16 protein-coding genes are annotated in these 16635 nt (G+C 55.0%); 1 reads left to right on the forward strand and 15 read right to left on the reverse strand.

What is annotated here, in order from left to right; genetic code table 11:
- Window positions 1-68: 68 nt before the first annotated feature.
- The 7 genes from WMW72_RS33425 to WMW72_RS33455 all read right to left on the reverse strand — a co-directional run bounded on the left by WMW72_RS33425 (window position 69) and on the right by WMW72_RS33455 (window position 5944).
- On the reverse strand, window positions 69-1142 hold the full coding sequence (locus WMW72_RS33425) for an AbrB family transcriptional regulator (RefSeq protein WP_341419917.1): 1074 nt from the start codon (window positions 1140-1142) through the stop codon (window positions 69-71).
- A 45-nt stretch (window positions 1143-1187) separates the two neighbouring features.
- A complete protein-coding gene (locus tag WMW72_RS33430) occupies window positions 1188-2306 on the reverse strand; it encodes an aminopeptidase (RefSeq protein WP_341419918.1) in 1119 nt (372 codons plus the stop codon).
- A gap of 183 nt (window positions 2307-2489) precedes the next feature.
- Complete coding sequence (gene ndk, locus WMW72_RS33435) at window positions 2490-2954, reverse strand: nucleoside-diphosphate kinase (protein WP_341419919.1); 465 nt, start codon at window positions 2952-2954, stop codon at window positions 2490-2492.
- Between the two features lie 174 nt (window positions 2955-3128).
- Entirely contained in the window at window positions 3129-3467 is a 339-nt protein-coding gene (locus WMW72_RS33440) for a L,D-transpeptidase (protein ID WP_341419920.1), read from the reverse strand.
- 113 nt (window positions 3468-3580) lie between these two features.
- Entirely contained in the window at window positions 3581-3856 is a 276-nt protein-coding gene (locus WMW72_RS33445; protein ID WP_341419921.1) for a DUF1294 domain-containing protein, read from the reverse strand.
- A gap of 41 nt (window positions 3857-3897) precedes the next feature.
- A complete protein-coding gene (murA, locus tag WMW72_RS33450) occupies window positions 3898-5181 on the reverse strand; it encodes a UDP-N-acetylglucosamine 1-carboxyvinyltransferase (RefSeq protein ID WP_341419922.1) in 1284 nt (427 codons plus the stop codon).
- Window positions 5182-5224: 43 nt separating this feature from the next.
- The gene (locus WMW72_RS33455) at window positions 5225-5944 is read right to left on the reverse strand and encodes an FHA domain-containing protein (RefSeq protein WP_341419923.1); all 720 of its coding nucleotides are present in this window, start codon (window positions 5942-5944) and stop codon (window positions 5225-5227) included.
- A gap of 277 nt (window positions 5945-6221) precedes the next feature.
- On the opposite strand from WMW72_RS33455, the gene WMW72_RS33460 reads away from it, so the two are divergent.
- Window positions 6222-7775, forward strand: coding sequence for an LTA synthase family protein (locus tag WMW72_RS33460; protein ID WP_341419924.1), 1554 nt, complete (start codon window positions 6222-6224; stop codon window positions 7773-7775).
- A 126-nt stretch (window positions 7776-7901) separates the two neighbouring features.
- Here WMW72_RS33460 and WMW72_RS33465 read toward each other — a convergent pair whose 3' ends face one another.
- The 8 genes from WMW72_RS33465 to WMW72_RS33500 form a co-directional block, all read right to left on the reverse strand.
- A complete protein-coding gene (locus tag WMW72_RS33465) occupies window positions 7902-8618 on the reverse strand; it encodes an NPP1 family protein (RefSeq protein WP_341419934.1) in 717 nt (238 codons plus the stop codon).
- A 28-nt stretch (window positions 8619-8646) separates the two neighbouring features.
- A complete protein-coding gene (locus WMW72_RS33470) occupies window positions 8647-9324 on the reverse strand; it encodes an NPP1 family protein (protein ID WP_341419925.1) in 678 nt (225 codons plus the stop codon).
- Between the two features lie 22 nt (window positions 9325-9346).
- Complete coding sequence (locus tag WMW72_RS33475; RefSeq protein ID WP_341419926.1) at window positions 9347-9544, reverse strand: hypothetical protein; 198 nt, start codon at window positions 9542-9544, stop codon at window positions 9347-9349.
- 245 nt (window positions 9545-9789) lie between these two features.
- Window positions 9790-10437 (reverse strand): GNAT family N-acetyltransferase, encoded by a 648-nt coding sequence (locus tag WMW72_RS33480; RefSeq protein WP_341419927.1) that lies wholly within the window; start codon window positions 10435-10437, stop codon window positions 9790-9792.
- 169 nt (window positions 10438-10606) lie between these two features.
- The gene (locus WMW72_RS33485) at window positions 10607-12403 is read right to left on the reverse strand and encodes an ABC transporter ATP-binding protein (protein WP_341419928.1); all 1797 of its coding nucleotides are present in this window, start codon (window positions 12401-12403) and stop codon (window positions 10607-10609) included.
- A complete protein-coding gene (locus tag WMW72_RS33490) occupies window positions 12400-14166 on the reverse strand; it encodes an ABC transporter ATP-binding protein (protein WP_341419929.1) in 1767 nt (588 codons plus the stop codon). The genes WMW72_RS33485 and WMW72_RS33490 overlap by 4 nt, the downstream gene beginning before the upstream one ends.
- Window positions 14167-14245: 79 nt before the next feature.
- Entirely contained in the window at window positions 14246-14674 is a 429-nt protein-coding gene (locus WMW72_RS33495; protein WP_341419930.1) for a chemotaxis protein CheW, read from the reverse strand.
- 17 nt (window positions 14675-14691) lie between these two features.
- Entirely contained in the window at window positions 14692-16260 is a 1569-nt protein-coding gene (locus WMW72_RS33500) for a methyl-accepting chemotaxis protein (RefSeq protein WP_341419931.1), read from the reverse strand.
- Between the last annotated feature and the right edge of the window lie 375 nt (window positions 16261-16635).

A 16635-nucleotide genomic window follows, 5' to 3' on the forward strand; every position in this document is an offset into this window, starting at 1 on the left:
TAGTCAAAAAAGGCGCTTGCCCCGTCATATATCGGGGCAAGCGCCTTTTTGAGTGGATCGGTGTACATTTAACCGGATGACTTGGCATGATGACGGAACGCCCACCTAATCAGATAAGGAACAAGAAACAGGATGAATAAGATGCGAAACATCTGGTAAGCAACGACCATCGAAACATCAGCCTGGACCAGAGTCGCCGTCACGCCCATCTCCGTCATACCTCCGGGGGCCACACTCAGGAACGCTGTCCCGAGCCCGATCGGCTGGAACAAGCTGAACACATACGCGAGCAGGAAGCAGAATCCGACGACGGCAATACCTCCTGCAAGGGAGTAAGGCAATAGCCTGCGCCATGAGCCCAGCGACTGCAGACGGATGCCTGCCCCGAGGTAGACGCCCAGACTCCACTGGGCAACCAGTGAGACGGATGGCGGCAGATGCGGCGGCTCCCAGCCTCCGACCGTCAGCACCGCGAGTACGATAATCGGGCCTAAGAACCAAGGTGTCGGCATGCGCAGCTTCCCTGCCGCCCAAGCCGCAGCTACCGCGGCGGCAAGTGCGAGCAGAGCCTTCGTCCAAGGTACAGTCATCCAAGACGCCCCTGCTGCCACTGCACTTGCTGCTCCGGCGGTTCCTGACAGTCCGCCAGATCCAGCAAGCCCGTGCACCGCAAGGAATGGTACGATAAAAATAACGGCGAGCAGCCGGATCGTCTGCATAAACGTCACGATGGTCTTGTCCGCGCCGGGAATCTCTTCGCCGAGCACGACCATCTGCGACAGCCCGCCGGGTACGCTGCCTACGAGGCTGCTGGCTAAGGTAATCCCCGTCGCTCTGGCAATCCAAGCTGCCATCAGCAGACTGAAGGCGACGGTAAGCACGGTCGCCCCCAGCATGGAGGGCAGCTGGCCCGCGATCTGGCGTAGGCTGTCCATCGTAACAGATAGCCCCATGCCATACCCGAGAATGAGCAAGCCACCGTTCCTCATCGCCACCGGCCACTGAACCTGCCGCTTGACCAGCCCCTGCCACAGCATCACGGCCGTCAGCGGCCCGAGCATCCAGGGCAGCGGGATATGCAGCAGCATAAACAAAGCTCCGCCCGCTCCGGTAACGGCAGCGGTCTCCACTAGCTTCCTCATGATGATGCTCCCCAGTTCCTCAATTCGTTATCGGACAGCCGCACATTACTTCAAGTTCTCAGGGTTTAGAGGCTCGAGATCGGCCACGACGAATCTGCCGTCCTTGCGCACCAATTCACCGTCGAAGTAAATCTCGCCGCCGCCGTATTCCGGACGCTGGATCAATACCATATCCCAGTGAACCGACGAACGGTTCGTGTTATCGGCATCCTCATAGGCGTTACCTGGCGTAAAGTGGATGCTGCCGTCGATCTTTTCGTCGAACAAAATATCCTTCATCGGCTTCTGAATATATGGATTGACGCCTATAGCGAACTCGCCGATGTAACGCGAGCCTTCATCGGTATCAAGAATTTCGTTCAGCTTCTTCGTATCGCTGCTCGTCGCTTCCACGATCTTGCCATTCTCGAACCGCAGGGTGATGTTCTCGAAGGATGTCCCCTGATAGATCGTTGGCGCGTTGTAGGCGATAACGCCGTTCACCGAAGTCTTCACCGGAGCCGTGAACACCTCGCCATCTGGAATATTCATCTTGCCTGCGCACTTGATCGCAGGGATTCCTTCGATAGAGAAGGTCAGATCGGTCGCGCCAGGACCGAGCAGACGCACTTCCTTGGTCCGTTCCATCCGAGCCACGAGCGCATCCATCGCAGCCGACATTTTGCTGTAATCCAGATTGCATACTTGGAAGTAGAAATCCTCGAACGCTTCCGTGCTCGTATTCGCCAGTTGGGCCATAGATGGGTTCGGGTAGCGCATAATGCACCACTTGGTATGATTGACGCGCCAGTCGGTCACCGGACGCTGGAACAGCTTCGTATACAGGCTCATCTTCTCCGCCGGCACATCGGACGTCTCCGTGATGTTATCCCCGCTGCGCACCGCCAGATAAGCATGCATCTTCTTCATCCGGTTCAGCTCCAGCTCGGCCAGCTGCGTGTACAGCTCCTCCGTTCCGCCGAGCATCAGACTCCGCGTCACCTCGGGATGACGGAACTCCAGGAACGGATGTCCACCGGCCGCATAAACCTCTTCAATTAGACACCGGGTCAATTCTTGGTCGCGCAGCCCGATCATTTCGATCAGCACGTTTTCACCGGGTTGCAGGTCAATGGAATATCTCACCAAGTTTTTGGCAAATTGTTTGAGTCTTGGATCACGCATATCATTCTCTCCTTTGAAACGGTTTGGAAACCCTATCCTACAATGTATCGCTTTTTGGCGGAAAGTTCAAATTTCCCATTGCCGATTCCGGATTTTTACAGGGAATCAACAATAGGCCGAAGTCTGAACGTGATCTGTTCGACCTCAACAAAAAAAGCCGGCGCCCTGGGGCGCCAGCCTCTGCTATACATGATTAATGACGATCCGGTCTGTCGCCGAAGACAGCACGCCTGCAGCCAGCAGCTCGTCCGTTGAGAAGAAATTCTCCAGTTCCCGCTCGGCGCTTTCCGGCGAATCCGAGCCGTGAATGACGTTCTCGCCGACATACGTCGCGAAATCGCCGCGTATCGTGCCTGGCGCCGCTTCCAGCGGATTCGTCTTGCCCATCATAATCCGGGAAACCTCGATCAGATTATCGCCTCGCCAGATCATCGCGAAGACAGGTCCCGATGTAATAAAATCAACCAGTTCTCCGAAAAAAGGCTTTTCCTTATGCTGCCCATAGTGCCGTTCCGCTTGTTCCCTCGAAATCGTCATCATCTTCGCGCCGACGAGTACAAAACCTCTGTTCTCAAAGCGCCGCACAATGTTACCGATCAGTTGGCGTCTGACGCCGTCCGGCTTCACCATCAAAAACGTATGTTGCATACTCGCACCCACTCCATTCGGCAAAAATTTCCAAGTAACGGTTGCGTGTCCACCAGTATTCCCGTCATTGAGGACAGCTATACGCAGTCATAGAACCTGACTCCACCTTACCATAGAATCTATTGTAAAGTAAAAGTTAAGGAATTGATGTGAGCGATCTCACAGCCGAAGCTATCATTGCCTGATCGTTACCCGGGTCCCGATCGGTACCAGCCTAGCTAGCGCCAGCACATCCTCGTTGAACATGCGGATGCAGCCATGGGAAGCCATCGTGCCGATCGACGCAGGGTTATTCGTCCCGTGAATCCCATAATGCGGCCGGGACAGCCCCATCCAGAAAACCCCGAAAGGTCCGCCAGGATTCGGCTGCTTGTTAATGATGCTATATTCCCCCTGCGGTGTCTGGGTCAATATTGTGCCAACGCCGATTGGGTAGGATTGCACGACCAGATTGCCATCCAGCAGATGCAGCCTTCTATCGGACAGATCGACGATGATACGGTATGCGGGCATGGTCTGTCTCCCTTTCCCTGAATAAGTGATTGCTTCATCCTATTCAGGAAGCGGGCGAATAGACAATACGCCAAGGAAAAATATCCGTATAGTCGTTGCTGGTCAGCGATTCCTTAGTGAGGAAGCTGGTTGCCCCATATCGCCAGGATCGCCACCACCTGCACGATAAAAATAGCCGGGATGCCGAAAGTAAACGAGCGATGCTTCGTCTTATGACGCCACATCCGCATCCCGACCCACATACCTCCCGAGCCACCGGCAGCGGCTACCAGGAACAATTGCTTTTCCGGAATCCGCCAAGCCTTCCTCCTGGCCTTGCCCTTATCGACGGCCATTAGAATGAGTCCGATTGCATTGATCAGCAAGGCGTATGCCCATAGAAATGCCACGTCCATCCTCCTTCCGTTGCCGCCCTTTCCCGAGAGGACGATTAATAAGCCGCCTGCAGAGGATCTTGGTCGGCCTCGGCCAGCTTCAAGCTCGCGCCCAGGGAGGCGAAGCTTCCGATAGCATCGTCGTAGCCACGCTCCAGATGCTCGACGCCGGTGATGAAGGTTTTGCCTTCGGAAGCGAGTCCCGCCAGTACCAGACAAGTACCTGCCCGCACGTCCGTGGCATGTACCCAGCCGCCGGTCAGCGGCCTTCCTCCACGAATAAAGGCACTCTCCTGGCGCACCTCAATGTCCGCTCCCATCCGGCGCAGCTGCGGCACATGATTGAACCGGTTCGGGTAGACCCGCTCGGTGATAATACTCTTGCCTTGTGCCCGGGTCAGCAGAGCGGTCATCGGCTGCTGCAGATCGGTAGCAAAGCCGGGATACATAGAGGTGCGAATGCGCGAAGCCCGGATCGGCGCGCCGCCGTATGCGGTGATGCTGTTCTCGTGAACATCCAGCCCCAGACCGCATTCCTCCAGCTTGGCTAGACAGGAACCCATGTGCTCCGGGATGACGTCATTCACGGTTACGGTTCCACCCGTTATGCCTGCAGCCATCAGAAACGCACCCGCAATCAGCCGGTCCGGGATCACGGTATGAAACCCGCCGTTTAGATAAGGCACGCCTTCAATCCGGATGCGGTCGGTGCCGGCCCCATAGATACGTGCGCCCAGCGAATTCAGGAATGCCGCCGTATCCACAACCTCCGGGTCAACGGCTGCGTGATACAGATGGGTCCGGCCCTTGGCCCGCACGGCAGCCAGCATAGCATTGATCGTCGCCCCGGACGTGATCGTGTCGAAGTAAATATCTCCGCCGATCAGTTCCTTGGCTTCCACCTCATAATAATCCTCGGCGAAGACGGTCTTAGCGCCGAGCGCTTGGAACGCCTTGATATGCTGATCAATCGGCCGTTTGGAGAAATCGTCCCCGCCCGGGAATCCTAGCCTTACCCTGCCGAACTTGGCCAGCAGCGCTCCGACAAAATAATAAGAAGCGCGGTACGATCCGGCTTTGCCGGGATCGATCGTGGCGCTATGTATGTAGCGTGGGTCTATCCAGAGCTCTCCGGATGCCTTCCTCTCCAGGCTCAGACCAATCTCCTGCCCGATCCGGGCGATCACCTTCACATCGTCGATGTTCGGTATGCCTTCCAGCCTGACGATATCGTCGGCCAGACATGCTGCAGCGAGCAGAGCCAGCGAGCTGTTCTTCGACCCAGGTATGCTTACGGTTCCTTGCAGCGGTCCGGATGGTTCAACTTCAATATAACGCACAGGCGCCCTTCCCTTCTTCTTCAGCCTCCTGAAGGCTGTTTGCTTATATAGAATCTAATTCCAGCATGTATCCGCTGCCTCTGACAGCGCTGATAGCGAACGTATCCTTCCCGAACTTCTTGCGAATCCGATAGACCAGCGCATTCAGCTCGTCCATCGTCACATCGGGAACCCCTTCCGCTCCGGTGGAGCGCTCAGGCCAGACCGTGCGCTTGATTTCCTCAATGGCTACAAGCCGGTCAGCTTGTTCATGCAGCAGTTGAAGCAGCAAATATTCCTTCTCCGACATGGCGATCCGTCTGCCGTCGACGACGCACTCACGTTTCTCCCACACGATAACGGGAGATGGAGCGATTGGCTTATCCGGCAGCTGCAGATGCTGCGTCAGACTAAGCGGCTCGAATTCCAGAGTCTGATCGGCGAATATATACGAGAAATGAAGCACGGTCATGCCTTTCGCCAGCTTGACGATATCGAAAGACTGCAGCGGATAACCGACATGCGGCTTTACCATCGCTCCGTTCAGCTCCGTCCCGTGACGCGAGCCAAGGTCATATAAAACAGCCTTGTCCCCTTCCCGGCGGATTACCGCGTGCTTTCTGGAAATAAAGGCGTTAGAAAATGCAAAATCCGGAGCGTCGCTGGTTGTCGCCCGTCCGATCACCGTCTCATCCGAAATGAGATCTAGACACGTACCCGAGCGAAACGGCTCCCCACGGATGACATACAGGCAGGCGTAAGTATCCAGAACGTTCCCCTCCACAAGCGCACCGAAATGATCGTTTTCCTCTTATTCGGTTTATACAGTTTTACTCATTTTTAATCATATCGTATTTTCAGTTGGAAGGGAAATGTGTGCACGCTGACGCTACAGTAACGGAACGGTTACGCCATGCGCCAGATCAGTCTAAAGACCTAAGATCTTCCCGCTATCTCTTGACAAGACATGCTATAATAAATCTTACGAAACAGCGAGCTCGCCCGGATGAATCCTGTCCGTCTGTCTATAAAAGAAAACGATTCCAGCTAGGAGAAAGCCCATGCGTCCTTCCATCCGCACTATGTCCGCGACCGTGATGTCGCTCGTGCTCCTGCTGCTTCCAACATCGGAACGGCTGCAACCCCAGCCAGATCTGCCGCCTCCGCTCCCTGTGATCGAGCATGTGTCTGACTGGACAACTGAGGAGCTGGCCAAGAAGCCCAACATTATCATTGTCCTTAGCGAATCGTTCTGGGATGTGACCAAGCTGCCGACGTTCGAGTTCAGTCGGGATCCGATCCCGATGTACCACGAACTGGCCAAGCGCTACACCTCCGGCACGATGCTCTCGCCGATGTTCGGAGGAGGCACCGCCAATGTCGAGCTGGAGGTGCTGACCGGCTACTCCTATCGGTTTTTCCCGCCGGAGTCGATCGTCTACGAGCAATTTCTCAAGCAGCCGACCGCTTCACTGGCCAGTCAGCTGTCCAAGCAGGGTTACACAACGACTGCGATTAGCCCGTTTCACCAATGGTTCTTCAATAGCTCTGAGGTTTACAGACATATGGGCTTCTCCAAGTTTATCAGTCTGGAGTATTTCAATCCGGATGAATACGTAGGGCCCTATATCGGGGATCATGCAGTGGCCAAGCGAATTATTGAGGAAAGCGAGCGCAGTCCCGGTGCGGATCTGATCTTCGCCAATACGATGGAAAATCATTACCACTACTGGCCCGGTAAATTCAAGAGCAATACGATCGAGGTCAAGGACAAGGGGCACGCCTCCGCCGAAGCCGTCGGCATCGCGGAGACCTATGCCCAGGGCGCCCAGGGCGCAGACCGGATGCTGCAGGAGCTGGTCGTTCATTTCAGCCAGGTGAAGGAGCCGACGATTCTCGTGTTCTTCGGCGATCATCTCCCCTCGCTGGAGAAAAATAAGGTTTACACCGAGACGGGATACATCAGCGGTGAGGATGATCCTGATTTCCTCCGCAAGATGCATGAGGTTCCGGTGCTGGTCTGGAACAACTACATGCCGGAGCTTCCCCGCGACCAGCTGGACATGAGCCCGGCATTCCTGGGACCGTATATTCTGAAGCTGGCAGGCCTGGAGGGCGGCGTTTACAACGATTATTTGAGCGGACTTTACCCGAAGATGCCGATCCTGCCACCTGAAGAAGATTACGACAGGCTGGGCATCGACCGAGGTCTCGCAGATGACTGGCAGAACCGCCAGCGGCAGCGCTTCGAGCACGAACAGCAGAACGCAGCAGAGGCGATTGCCAACCGGCCCCCGTTCATCCTCGGCTACGGCAAGCCGGAAATCCGCAGCCTCTCGCCGCTCGTCCTCCCGGAAGGCGGCGACGGCAAAGGTCCTGTGATGGTACATATCGAAGGCGGACGCTTCGGACAAGGCTCCGTTGCCTTCGTAAACGGCAAGCCGTTCACGACCAATTGGCTTAGCGAATCCTCTCTAAGCATCAGCCTGCCCAAGGAGTATTATGCTAAGCCAGGGGCCGTGAAGATAGAGATCAAGACGATCGACTCCAAGGAGAATGTGCTGGATGTATCCGAGCCGTATCTGCTGACCGTCGTCCCGCGCCAAAAGCCTTGATTCGGCACATGGGCAGCCTGCCTTGGGCAAACCGGAACAACGATAACACGTATACCCACAGACTGGACACTTAGAGACAAGTGCTAGTCTGTGGGTATCTTTTTTTAGATAAAAGTTAAGTCTTACTTATTGAAACCAAGCTTTACCTAAATTCTTCGTAAAATTCGTGTCGTTCAAAGGAACATTGGCATCCACGAAATCGGTCGTATTTAATGCATCCCTTGCGGCGGAAGTTAAATCGTCCCAGCCGATTAACGGTTGAGTTCCGCCGGTTTGATTCGTAGGATACAAGCAATTGTTTAACGGCCAAATACTTTTATATTCAACCTTAGGATGAGTTCCATTCGTGTTGGATCCGCTTGGAGCTTCCTTTGTAAATTTTCCGTGCTGAGAATAAGCAATAGACAGTATTTTCGGATTGTCAACGGCTGGATCGTCAACCCACACGACAGCTGCTTCCCAGTCATGTCTATGACCCATTCCCGGAGAGGATTCATCCTTAGGGAAATACCAAGCATACATAATGGCCCATACTCCATTGTACCATGTTGAACGTGCATATACTTGTCCGGTGTTGGAACTGCAGCCGCTGCTAGCCCCTCCGGTAGGTTTTAAGCCTCCACTTGTATTCCCTTGCGCATCTACAGCAGGAAAAGGCACACATGCGGTAGTCACCTTCAACGTAGGTTGAAACAGCTTCGCCGCTTTTTGAGTAGTCGTGGTGGGAGTCACTTCTGCGAATCCAGTTACTTGGTCATGACCGATGACAGCCGCCTCAGCTCTTGGAACTAAGGGAATCGTTGCTAACATTGTCAGTACAAGCGCCCACGTCAAAGTTCTCATTTTAATTATCATTGGTTTACCCTCCAGTTTAATCATTGGATTCATCCGAAATCCGCCTCAGTAACTCATTCATGCGAACAGGAATCTCATGCTTCAACTGCTGCCACGTGACGAAGATGCCGTCCGGCCATTCATATTTCCAATAACGATTGGCAGCCTGAAAGCGAAAGGTCCGCAAATGCTGTTCAGCCAGCTCATTTAACCGTTCATCTGCGGCAAAACTGCCGGTAAACATGTCCGGTACAAGGACACCGCCTACACCAGCCCTTTCGTCCGTAAAAGCCGGAACATCCGGGTGCAGCTGAAACAGCTCGGGGATGGGGGAAAAAGCATGCTTGCCTGCCTGAACCAAGAGCTTCACATGCGTCTCCTGCTCCAGATTGCTGCGGTCAGGCAATAATCCCAAGAAGTACTTGCCGTGGAAGCTCGCTTCGCAGCGCACCACTTCGCCTTGATGTCCGATGTTTACCCAGACATGCTCCAAATCATACAAATGCTGAATATCATAGTCCCAGTAAACAGCATATTCGAGCACGCCTTTGACTTGTTCCGGTTCAAAGTTAAGCTGTCTTGCAAAGGAAGGAGAAGGCCCCTTCTCTTCCAGATAAGAGATGCCGACCCGGATCGGCTTGAAAGGCTCATGCTCATCCAAATACATCGTTGGTGCGTAAAGTTCAGCCAACTGCAGCCATAATTCCTGTGTCATTGGTTTACTCCCCTTTGAAAACTTAGCGGGCGGATAGACGGGTTCGCAGCATTTGCACGCTAGTCTTAATATCTTCTGGCGAGCAGTTTGGTTTTAACTCAAAAACTTTGAGCGGGGCTGCTGCGATCGCTGGCAAAAAGCGCTCGAAGGATTCAATATCCTCACTATGCACGTAAGGGCACCAGTGATTGGACAACCCGACGGTATCATGGATATGCATGCTCATCTTTTTAAAAATCATTATAGACGCAGGACTTCCGAGGGTGATGTTAAGATATGATGAAAACGGGCTATCCTGCCGCTAAACGAGAGAAAAAGACAATTTTTTAATAGAAAGTAGGAACTTTGTTAGTGAGGAAATTACGATTCATGCAGCGCTCAAAGGGAAATTAAAAAAAGATGATCCCTGAACATCCAGGAATCATCTCCAGCTTTTTTATACATATATCCAGGGGGTTACGCGGTTCAAGCTCTGTGGAGGCGCGCCAGAAGATTCGTACGCACCGCGGGCCACTCCTCCGCGAGGATGGAATAATACGCCGTATTCCTGATCCCTCCGTCACTGGCGGGGACATGTGCCCTGCGGACACCCTCAAACGCAGCGCCTAGCCGCTGTATAGCAGAACGGGACCGTTCGTTGCGGGCATCGGTCTTGAGTGTAACTCTAACCGTATGCCATGAGTCAAATGCGTGAGCAAGCATCAGAAGCTTGCATTCGGTGTTGACGCCGCTGCGCTGTACCGAGGAGGCAAACCAAGTGCTCCCGATTTCGGCTACGGTTGGCGGGTTCTCATCCGAAGGTGAAGGTCCGGTGGCAACACCGGGCGGCCACGGAGGAGGCCATGAGAACACTTCAAGATCCAGAAACCTTGTCGTTCCCACAATACGTCCCGTCTCCAGATGGCGAACCGCAAATGGCAGTGCCCGGCCTTTCTCCAAGGACTGTAGCGCGCCTTCGACATAGCGCTTAGTCTCGTCCGCTCCATCCGGCACATTCGTATATCCGTAAGTTGACCTGTCTTCCGAGCCAGCGGAGCATAGATCAGGTACATGGTCTATCGACATAGGCTCCAGGGAGACTAGAGAGCCCCGAAGCGTCACTGGAGTAAGCATAGTATCGCATCCTTCTACATTGAGATTCATGGCATGGACCAAACCTGTTCTTCATTCTGCCCCACTCCAGGGTCCATTCCCATGATGTTCCGCAGAGCAGAGACTTTCTCTCCCCACGAGTGCTTGGATCCTGTCGATTTCTGCGCTTGCCCGGGAAATATCGTACGGATCACTTCCGCGAATCCGAATCACGATCTTCCGAGCCGTACCAGATGCTTCTTAGCTCCTCGCTCGTAACCAGCAATTCCTCCAGTGTCCCTTCGGCCTCGATCCGGCCCTGATTCATCACGATGATCCGGTCCGCTCGGGACAAGGCTGCCTTGCGGTGGGACACGACCAGACAGGTCGTCCCTGCGCGCAGCTCGGCCAGACGGTCCCACAGCTTGCTCTCGGTATCCACGTCCAGAGCGCTGGACAGATCGTCGAAGACGAGCAGCTCCGCCTCGCGGACGAACATCCGTGCCGCCGCCGAGCGCTGGGCCTGGCCGCCGGAAAGCTTCACTCCGCGGGGGCCGATCACGGTGCCCAGCCCATCCGGCAGCCGTTCCACATCGTCCTCCAGCACCGCCGAACGGATCGCGCGCTCCATTCGTTCCTCATCGGCATTCAGCCCGAGTAGAATATTGTTGCGCAGTGTATCGCTGTACAACCGGGGGATTTGCGGCGTATATGCACTGTGCGGAGGAATAAAGTGGGTTCCGGGATCGGCGATAGGCCTCCCGTTCCATCGGATGTCTCCCTCCTGCTTCGGCAGCAATCCAAGCAGCGTCCGCACCAGCGTCGTCTTGCCTGAGCCCACCCTTCCCGTGACCACGGTGAACGAGCCCCGCTCCAGACTCAGATTCACCCCGTGAATCCCGCGTCCCGTCTCCGGATGCATATAGGTCAACCCATCGAGGTCCAGCCGTTCGAGACGCCCGGCTTCCACTCCTCCGCCAGCCGTATGGCTGTCCTCCTGTGGATCAGGCAGCTTGCCTCGCAGGTACAGCGGATGATGCTCGGTCAGCAGCTGCGGGTCGGCTCCCTGCAGCAGTGACATCAGACGGTTCTTCGCTACCGTGCTTACTTTGAAATACGTAATGAACTTGCCGAAATTCTGAATGAATTGCGTCACGAAGCTAAGGTAGTACACGAACAACGCGAAGTCTCCGACTGTAAACTCTCCCGTACGCATCGACTCGGCAGCCAGCAGCAGAATCAGACCTGTCCCCAAGTTGACGGCGTTGGAGAATATAGAGTCCAGCGAAGTCGTCAGCAGCGTGTCCTTCAGCATCGCCTGCCGGCGCTCATCGCTCAGCTTGCGGAACCGGCGGATCATCCGGTCCTCCGCTCCAGCTACCTGAATGGACTGAACCGTGCTGAACATCTCACTGATCGCGCCCGTCACCTGACTGGTTGCTTCCCGGCTGGCTGCCCGGTACTTCTGCAGCAGAGCCGTAGACAGCTGAGCAGCCGAGACGACGAGAATGAGCGGCAGAAATACCCACAAGGTCATCTGCGCATCAATCCGCATCAGCAGCACACAGGATACGGCGGCAAAGACGAGAAACCCCAACACATCGACCGACCAGCTCACACTTTCTTCCACCTGATCGACATCGTCGCGGAAGGAACTGATCGCTTCGCCCGGCGATACTGGAATCGCGCGAGCCCCTGGCTCCTTGAGTACATGGCGCAGCAGATTTCTTCGCAGCAGCGCGCCGATCCGGAAGCGGAACTGCACGTCTGTGACAAAACCGAACAACACGAAGCTTACGCGGGCCAGAGCCGCCATCAGCAGCAGAGTGAGCAGCGAGCCCAACCCCAGTGTATAAGAGGCGTGCCCGGATAACTCGTCGAAAAACTGCTTCGTCAGCAGTCCCGGCACGATCGGGGCCAGATAGATGAGCGACCAGGCCAACGCATTCAGCATATACAGCACCTTGCGGTAGCTGACCAGCTTCCATAAAAAACGGAATGTCGTCATGCCAGCATCTCCTCCATTCCGATCTGCAGCATGCGGCTGTAACGCGAGCCGGGATCGGCAGCCAGACGAGCCCGTTCTCCATCCTCCACGACACGGCCCTGCTCCAGCACCAGAATACGGTCCGCGCGCTCGATCGTAGCCAGCCGATGGGCGATGATGATACAGGTACGGCCCTGCAGCAGCTTGTTCATCGCTTGCTCGATGCGCTGCTCGGTTGCCGGATCGAGTCTGGATGAGGCTTCATCGAGGATGACAAGCCCCGGATCGGTCAGGAAGACGCGGGCAAAGGACAGCAGCTGGGCTTCCCCGGCCGATAGTCCTCCGCCCCCGGAATCCAGCCTCGTATCCAGTCCCTGAGGCAACGACAGGAGCCATTCCCTCAATCCCAGCTCGCCGAGTACCCCGATGATCCGCTCATCGTCAACGCTCTCGTCGAAAAAGGTCAGATTATCCCGAATCGTCCCTTGGAACAGCTCGATGGTCTGCGTGACCATCCCTACCCGGCTGCGCAGCTCCCGCAGCTTGGGCTGCCGGATATCGATGCCGCTGAGCATAATCCGTCCGCCAGCCGGATCGTAGAAGCGCAGCAGCAGCCGGGCGAGCGTCGACTTCCCGCTTCCGGTTCGCCCCAGCAGTCCCAGCACCTGACCCGGCTGCAGACGGAAATCCACCTCCGCCAGCGTAGCCTGTTCTCCTTCGTAGGAGAAGGACACTCGCTCCATCGCGACGGATAATGGGCCGGCAGGCAGCGGAGCCCCTTCTCCGTCCCGGATAGACGACTTCGTCTGCAGCAGCTCGCGCACACGCCCGATGCTTGCATCGGCTTTCTGCAAATCTTCCAGCTGCGTGCGGATCTGCTCGATCGGCTTGGCCATCAGCTCGGTATAATAGAAAATCATATACACCGTACCCAGCGAAATGGAGCCCTGCTTAAATAACAAATAACTGACCGCAAAGGCCACTGCGTTGCCGATCGTAAATACGATGATCGTCGTGATCCACATCGAAGCCCAGCCGAAGAACGCCCGCACCCGTAGCGGCAGCCACTCTCGCATCAGGGTAAAAAAACGGTGCATCACGTATCCCGTCGCACCGCTTGCTCTCGTATCTTCCGTCCCCTCCAGGTGCTCGCCCAGGAACCCGTAGAACCTGGCGCTTACCTCTCTGACTTTGCCCCAGTGAGGTACGGCCAACCGGCGTATGTAGCGGATTGCCAGCAGAGCGAGTATAACGAAGAGCAGCATGCCCCCACCAATCTGCCAGCCCTCCCGAAACAGCAGCACCAGCATCCCGGCTACCAGCAGCATATTGCTGACCAGCATGATGGCGAAGTGAGAGAAGAAGTTGGACAGGTTGTTGATGTCCCCGTCCACCCTTTCGATAATCGAGCCTGAGGTCTGCGTCTTGTGGAAGGCCATATCCAGCTTCAGACAGTGCGCAGCCACATCGCTCCGCAGCTGATTGGTCGCCATCCAGCCGACATTCGCTCCCAGATAGGAAGCGTATACAGTTACGAGCTGCTGGACGAAAGAAACCCCAATAAACAGAATAGCCGCCCAGATGAGCGGCGTTCCACTTGATAGCGATTGGGCCGTATCGATAAAATAGCGGATAATCTGCGGATTCACCAGCTGCAGCGCTATGCCGAACAGCAGCAGCACCGACAACAGCGCCATCCGCTTGCGCTGCGGCCTCAGATAGTTGCGGAACAGCGAGAGGTACTCGCCCACCGGAATACGCGGCAATGCTTTACTTTTCCCCATGCTTCCCCCCTCTTTCTTACCGTACCGCTATTCTATCATGAGTCCGCCGCACTTGACCAAGTAAAAAATCATTGTAAATCTAAGAATGCTGCAGCAAAGCATCCATCCTCAAGATGCATACAAGACCAGCATCCCCCTGTCCCACACCTGAGAAAAACGCCATGTCCTCTCCCGTAATCTGCGCAGGAGGGGGCTGAATTCGGCTGAAGGAGGTGACCTGATGCACGCAGTCTACAATAATACCCATCATGCCTTCTCGGTGAGGCACGACGACAATCCGCGTCGCTTTCGTATATGCCTCCTCCGGGTAACCGAAGCGCGAGCGCAAGCTGATGACCGTGATCAGATTGCCCCTTACATTCACCACACCCTTTACATCTTGACGGGTACCTGGAATTTCCGTGACGGCCTGCATCTTGATAATCTCATGAACGTCTTCGATTCTGAGGGCATACCGTTCTGATTCGATTCCGACCTCGATGTATTGCTCCCGTCCAACCCCTGCCACCCGGGTGTCCTCCTCCATCACCTGATTTTGAAAATTTCCACCGCACTGTTCAATTCTTCCGCGAGCAGCGCCAACGATTGAGCGGCCGAAGCGGTTTCCTCGCTGGCTGCCGCTGCCTGCTCGGTCGAAGCCGAGATGCTTTCGATGGAAAACCGGACTTCCGAGGTTTGGGCGGCCTGTTCCTCGCTCGCCGCTGCGATCTCCGTGACCTTACTCGCCGATTCATTAACCAGCGAGAAAATGCGTGCGAACGCTTCGCCTGTTTTTTGCGAATACGTCACTCCCTCGTTGACGGCTGATATACTGTGCAGGGTGTTCTGCTGCATGCCTTTGATAATGACGGTGATTTGCTTGGTCGCATCGATGCTTCGCTCTGCGAGCTTACGGACTTCATCGGCTACGACGGCAAAGCCTCTGCCCTGATCGCCGGCTCTAGCCGCCTCGATGGCCGCATTCAGAGCGAGCAGGTTCGTTTGATCCGCGATATCATCGATCACCTCGATAATGTCCCCGATTTTATTGGAGTCCTCTTCCAGACGGGACATCTGGCTGCTGATGACGTTCATGCCGTCGATCGACGACTGGAGTACCTGACTTCCTTCCTCGGCCAAGCTCATCGTATTGCTCGTCAATTCCGAAGCCTGCTCCGCCCCCCGGGCAACCGAGTTGATCGCAGAGGACAGCTCGCTAAACAGCTGGTTAATCGTCTGTGCGGCCCCAGCCTGACTCGTGCTGCCGCTGGCGATCTCCTCCGTGCTGGCCGAAATCTCCTGAGCCGCAGCCGACAGGCTGGAGGCTGAATTCAGTACAGACCGGATGATCTGCCTCAAATTATCCGTCATCGTGTTGAAGGAATCGGCCAGTTCTCCAATCTCGTCACGGTTGCGCACGCTCAGCGGCTCTTCTGTTAAATCCCCTGCAGCGATGCGCTCGGCCGCCCTGGACACGGCCAGGATCGGCCGGGAGATTTGCCGGCTGATGAGAAAAGCGATGCCGGCTCCCGCCAGAATGGCAATCACGCTGATCAGCAGCAGGGTGCTGATGGTGGATTCGACCTTATTGCTGTTATCCAAGCTTCCCTGATCCAGCTGTTCCTGCTGATAAGCGATAAATTCCGTCCCAAGCCTGGAAATATCCTCTACGATCGGACCGGCCTGGTTTTCAATAATGTCCAGGACGCTATTCATGTCACCCTGCTTCTTGCTCTGAATGGCCTGATCCGTCAGCTGTTTGTACCTGGCCTCCTGCCTGTTGATCTCGCTCAGCAAATCCTTGGTTTTCGTAACGGTCAGCATCTTGGATATCTCATTGCTTTTGGCCGTAAAATCGGTCCGTGCTTTCTCCAGCCCGCTCAGATACTTGTCGCTGCCGGTAAGCAGGTAGCTGCGGTTCATTAATTGCTGCTGCCGAATAGTCAGCACCATATCTTTAATGATGCTAACTTTGGCGGCCCGGTCTTCGATCAAGTTGCTATAAGACTTGTCGATGGCCTTTAGCTGATAATAACTGATTCCGGCTATAACTGCCAAGAGAAGCAATACTGAAAAAAATCCGCTGTACAATTTTTTAGCTACAGTCATCTTCATGGCCCAAACACGCTCCCTTGAATGTAAGTAAACCTTCGCTTGCCATAAAAATAGAGTCTCCGTCTAATCCGGAGGCTCCATCCTGTCTTTAGTAAAGGACTGCCAGAAATACCCGATTCCGGGGCATTCCGGGAGCCCTGGCAGCAACCGCTTCCCAGTGCTCCCTGATACGTGAACGCTCCCTTAAAAATTTCATAATTGTTGGAAATATGCTTTGGTCTATTCCTCCCTGACCGTGATACAATCAATTCGTACAATTTACGTTGTTCGAATGGCTTAAGGAGGAAATCATGCATCTGTCGCACATTTCAACTGGTCTTTCCTTTTCAGAAGCTCATAACGAAGCTTACTCGGATGAACAGATCGTAGCCATGT

This window comes from Paenibacillus filicis (genome assembly GCF_038070315.1).
GTDB classification, from domain to species: domain Bacteria; phylum Bacillota; class Bacilli; order Paenibacillales; family NBRC-103111; genus Paenibacillus_G; species Paenibacillus_G filicis.

Bases quoted from the DNA above. Each gene is read 5' to 3' on its own strand.
- WMW72_RS33460 (WP_341419924.1), top strand. From the start codon at position 6,222: ATGCGTCCTTCCATCCGCACTATGTCCGCGACCGTGATGTCGCTCGTG.
- WMW72_RS33485 (WP_341419928.1), bottom strand. From the start codon at position 12,403: ATGACGACATTCCGTTTTTTATGGAAGCTGGTCAGCTACCGCAAGGTG.
- WMW72_RS33465 (WP_341419934.1), bottom strand. From the start codon at position 8,618: ATGAGAACTTTGACGTGGGCGCTTGTACTGACAATGTTAGCAACGATT.
- ndk (WP_341419919.1), bottom strand. From the start codon at position 2,954: ATGCAACATACGTTTTTGATGGTGAAGCCGGACGGCGTCAGACGCCAA.
- WMW72_RS33490 (WP_341419929.1), bottom strand. From the start codon at position 14,166: ATGGGGAAAAGTAAAGCATTGCCGCGTATTCCGGTGGGCGAGTACCTC.
- WMW72_RS33480 (WP_341419927.1), bottom strand. From the start codon at position 10,437: ATGCTTACTCCAGTGACGCTTCGGGGCTCTCTAGTCTCCCTGGAGCCT.
- WMW72_RS33440 (WP_341419920.1), bottom strand. From the start codon at position 3,467: ATGCCCGCATACCGTATCATCGTCGATCTGTCCGATAGAAGGCTGCAT.
- WMW72_RS33425 (WP_341419917.1), bottom strand. From the start codon at position 1,142: ATGAGGAAGCTAGTGGAGACCGCTGCCGTTACCGGAGCGGGCGGAGCT.
- WMW72_RS33470 (WP_341419925.1), bottom strand. From the start codon at position 9,324: ATGACACAGGAATTATGGCTGCAGTTGGCTGAACTTTACGCACCAACG.
- WMW72_RS33475 (WP_341419926.1), bottom strand. From the start codon at position 9,544: ATGCATATCCATGATACCGTCGGGTTGTCCAATCACTGGTGCCCTTAC.
- WMW72_RS33500 (WP_341419931.1), bottom strand. From the start codon at position 16,260: ATGAAGATGACTGTAGCTAAAAAATTGTACAGCGGATTTTTTTCAGTA.
- WMW72_RS33430 (WP_341419918.1), bottom strand. From the start codon at position 2,306: ATGCGTGATCCAAGACTCAAACAATTTGCCAAAAACTTGGTGAGATAT.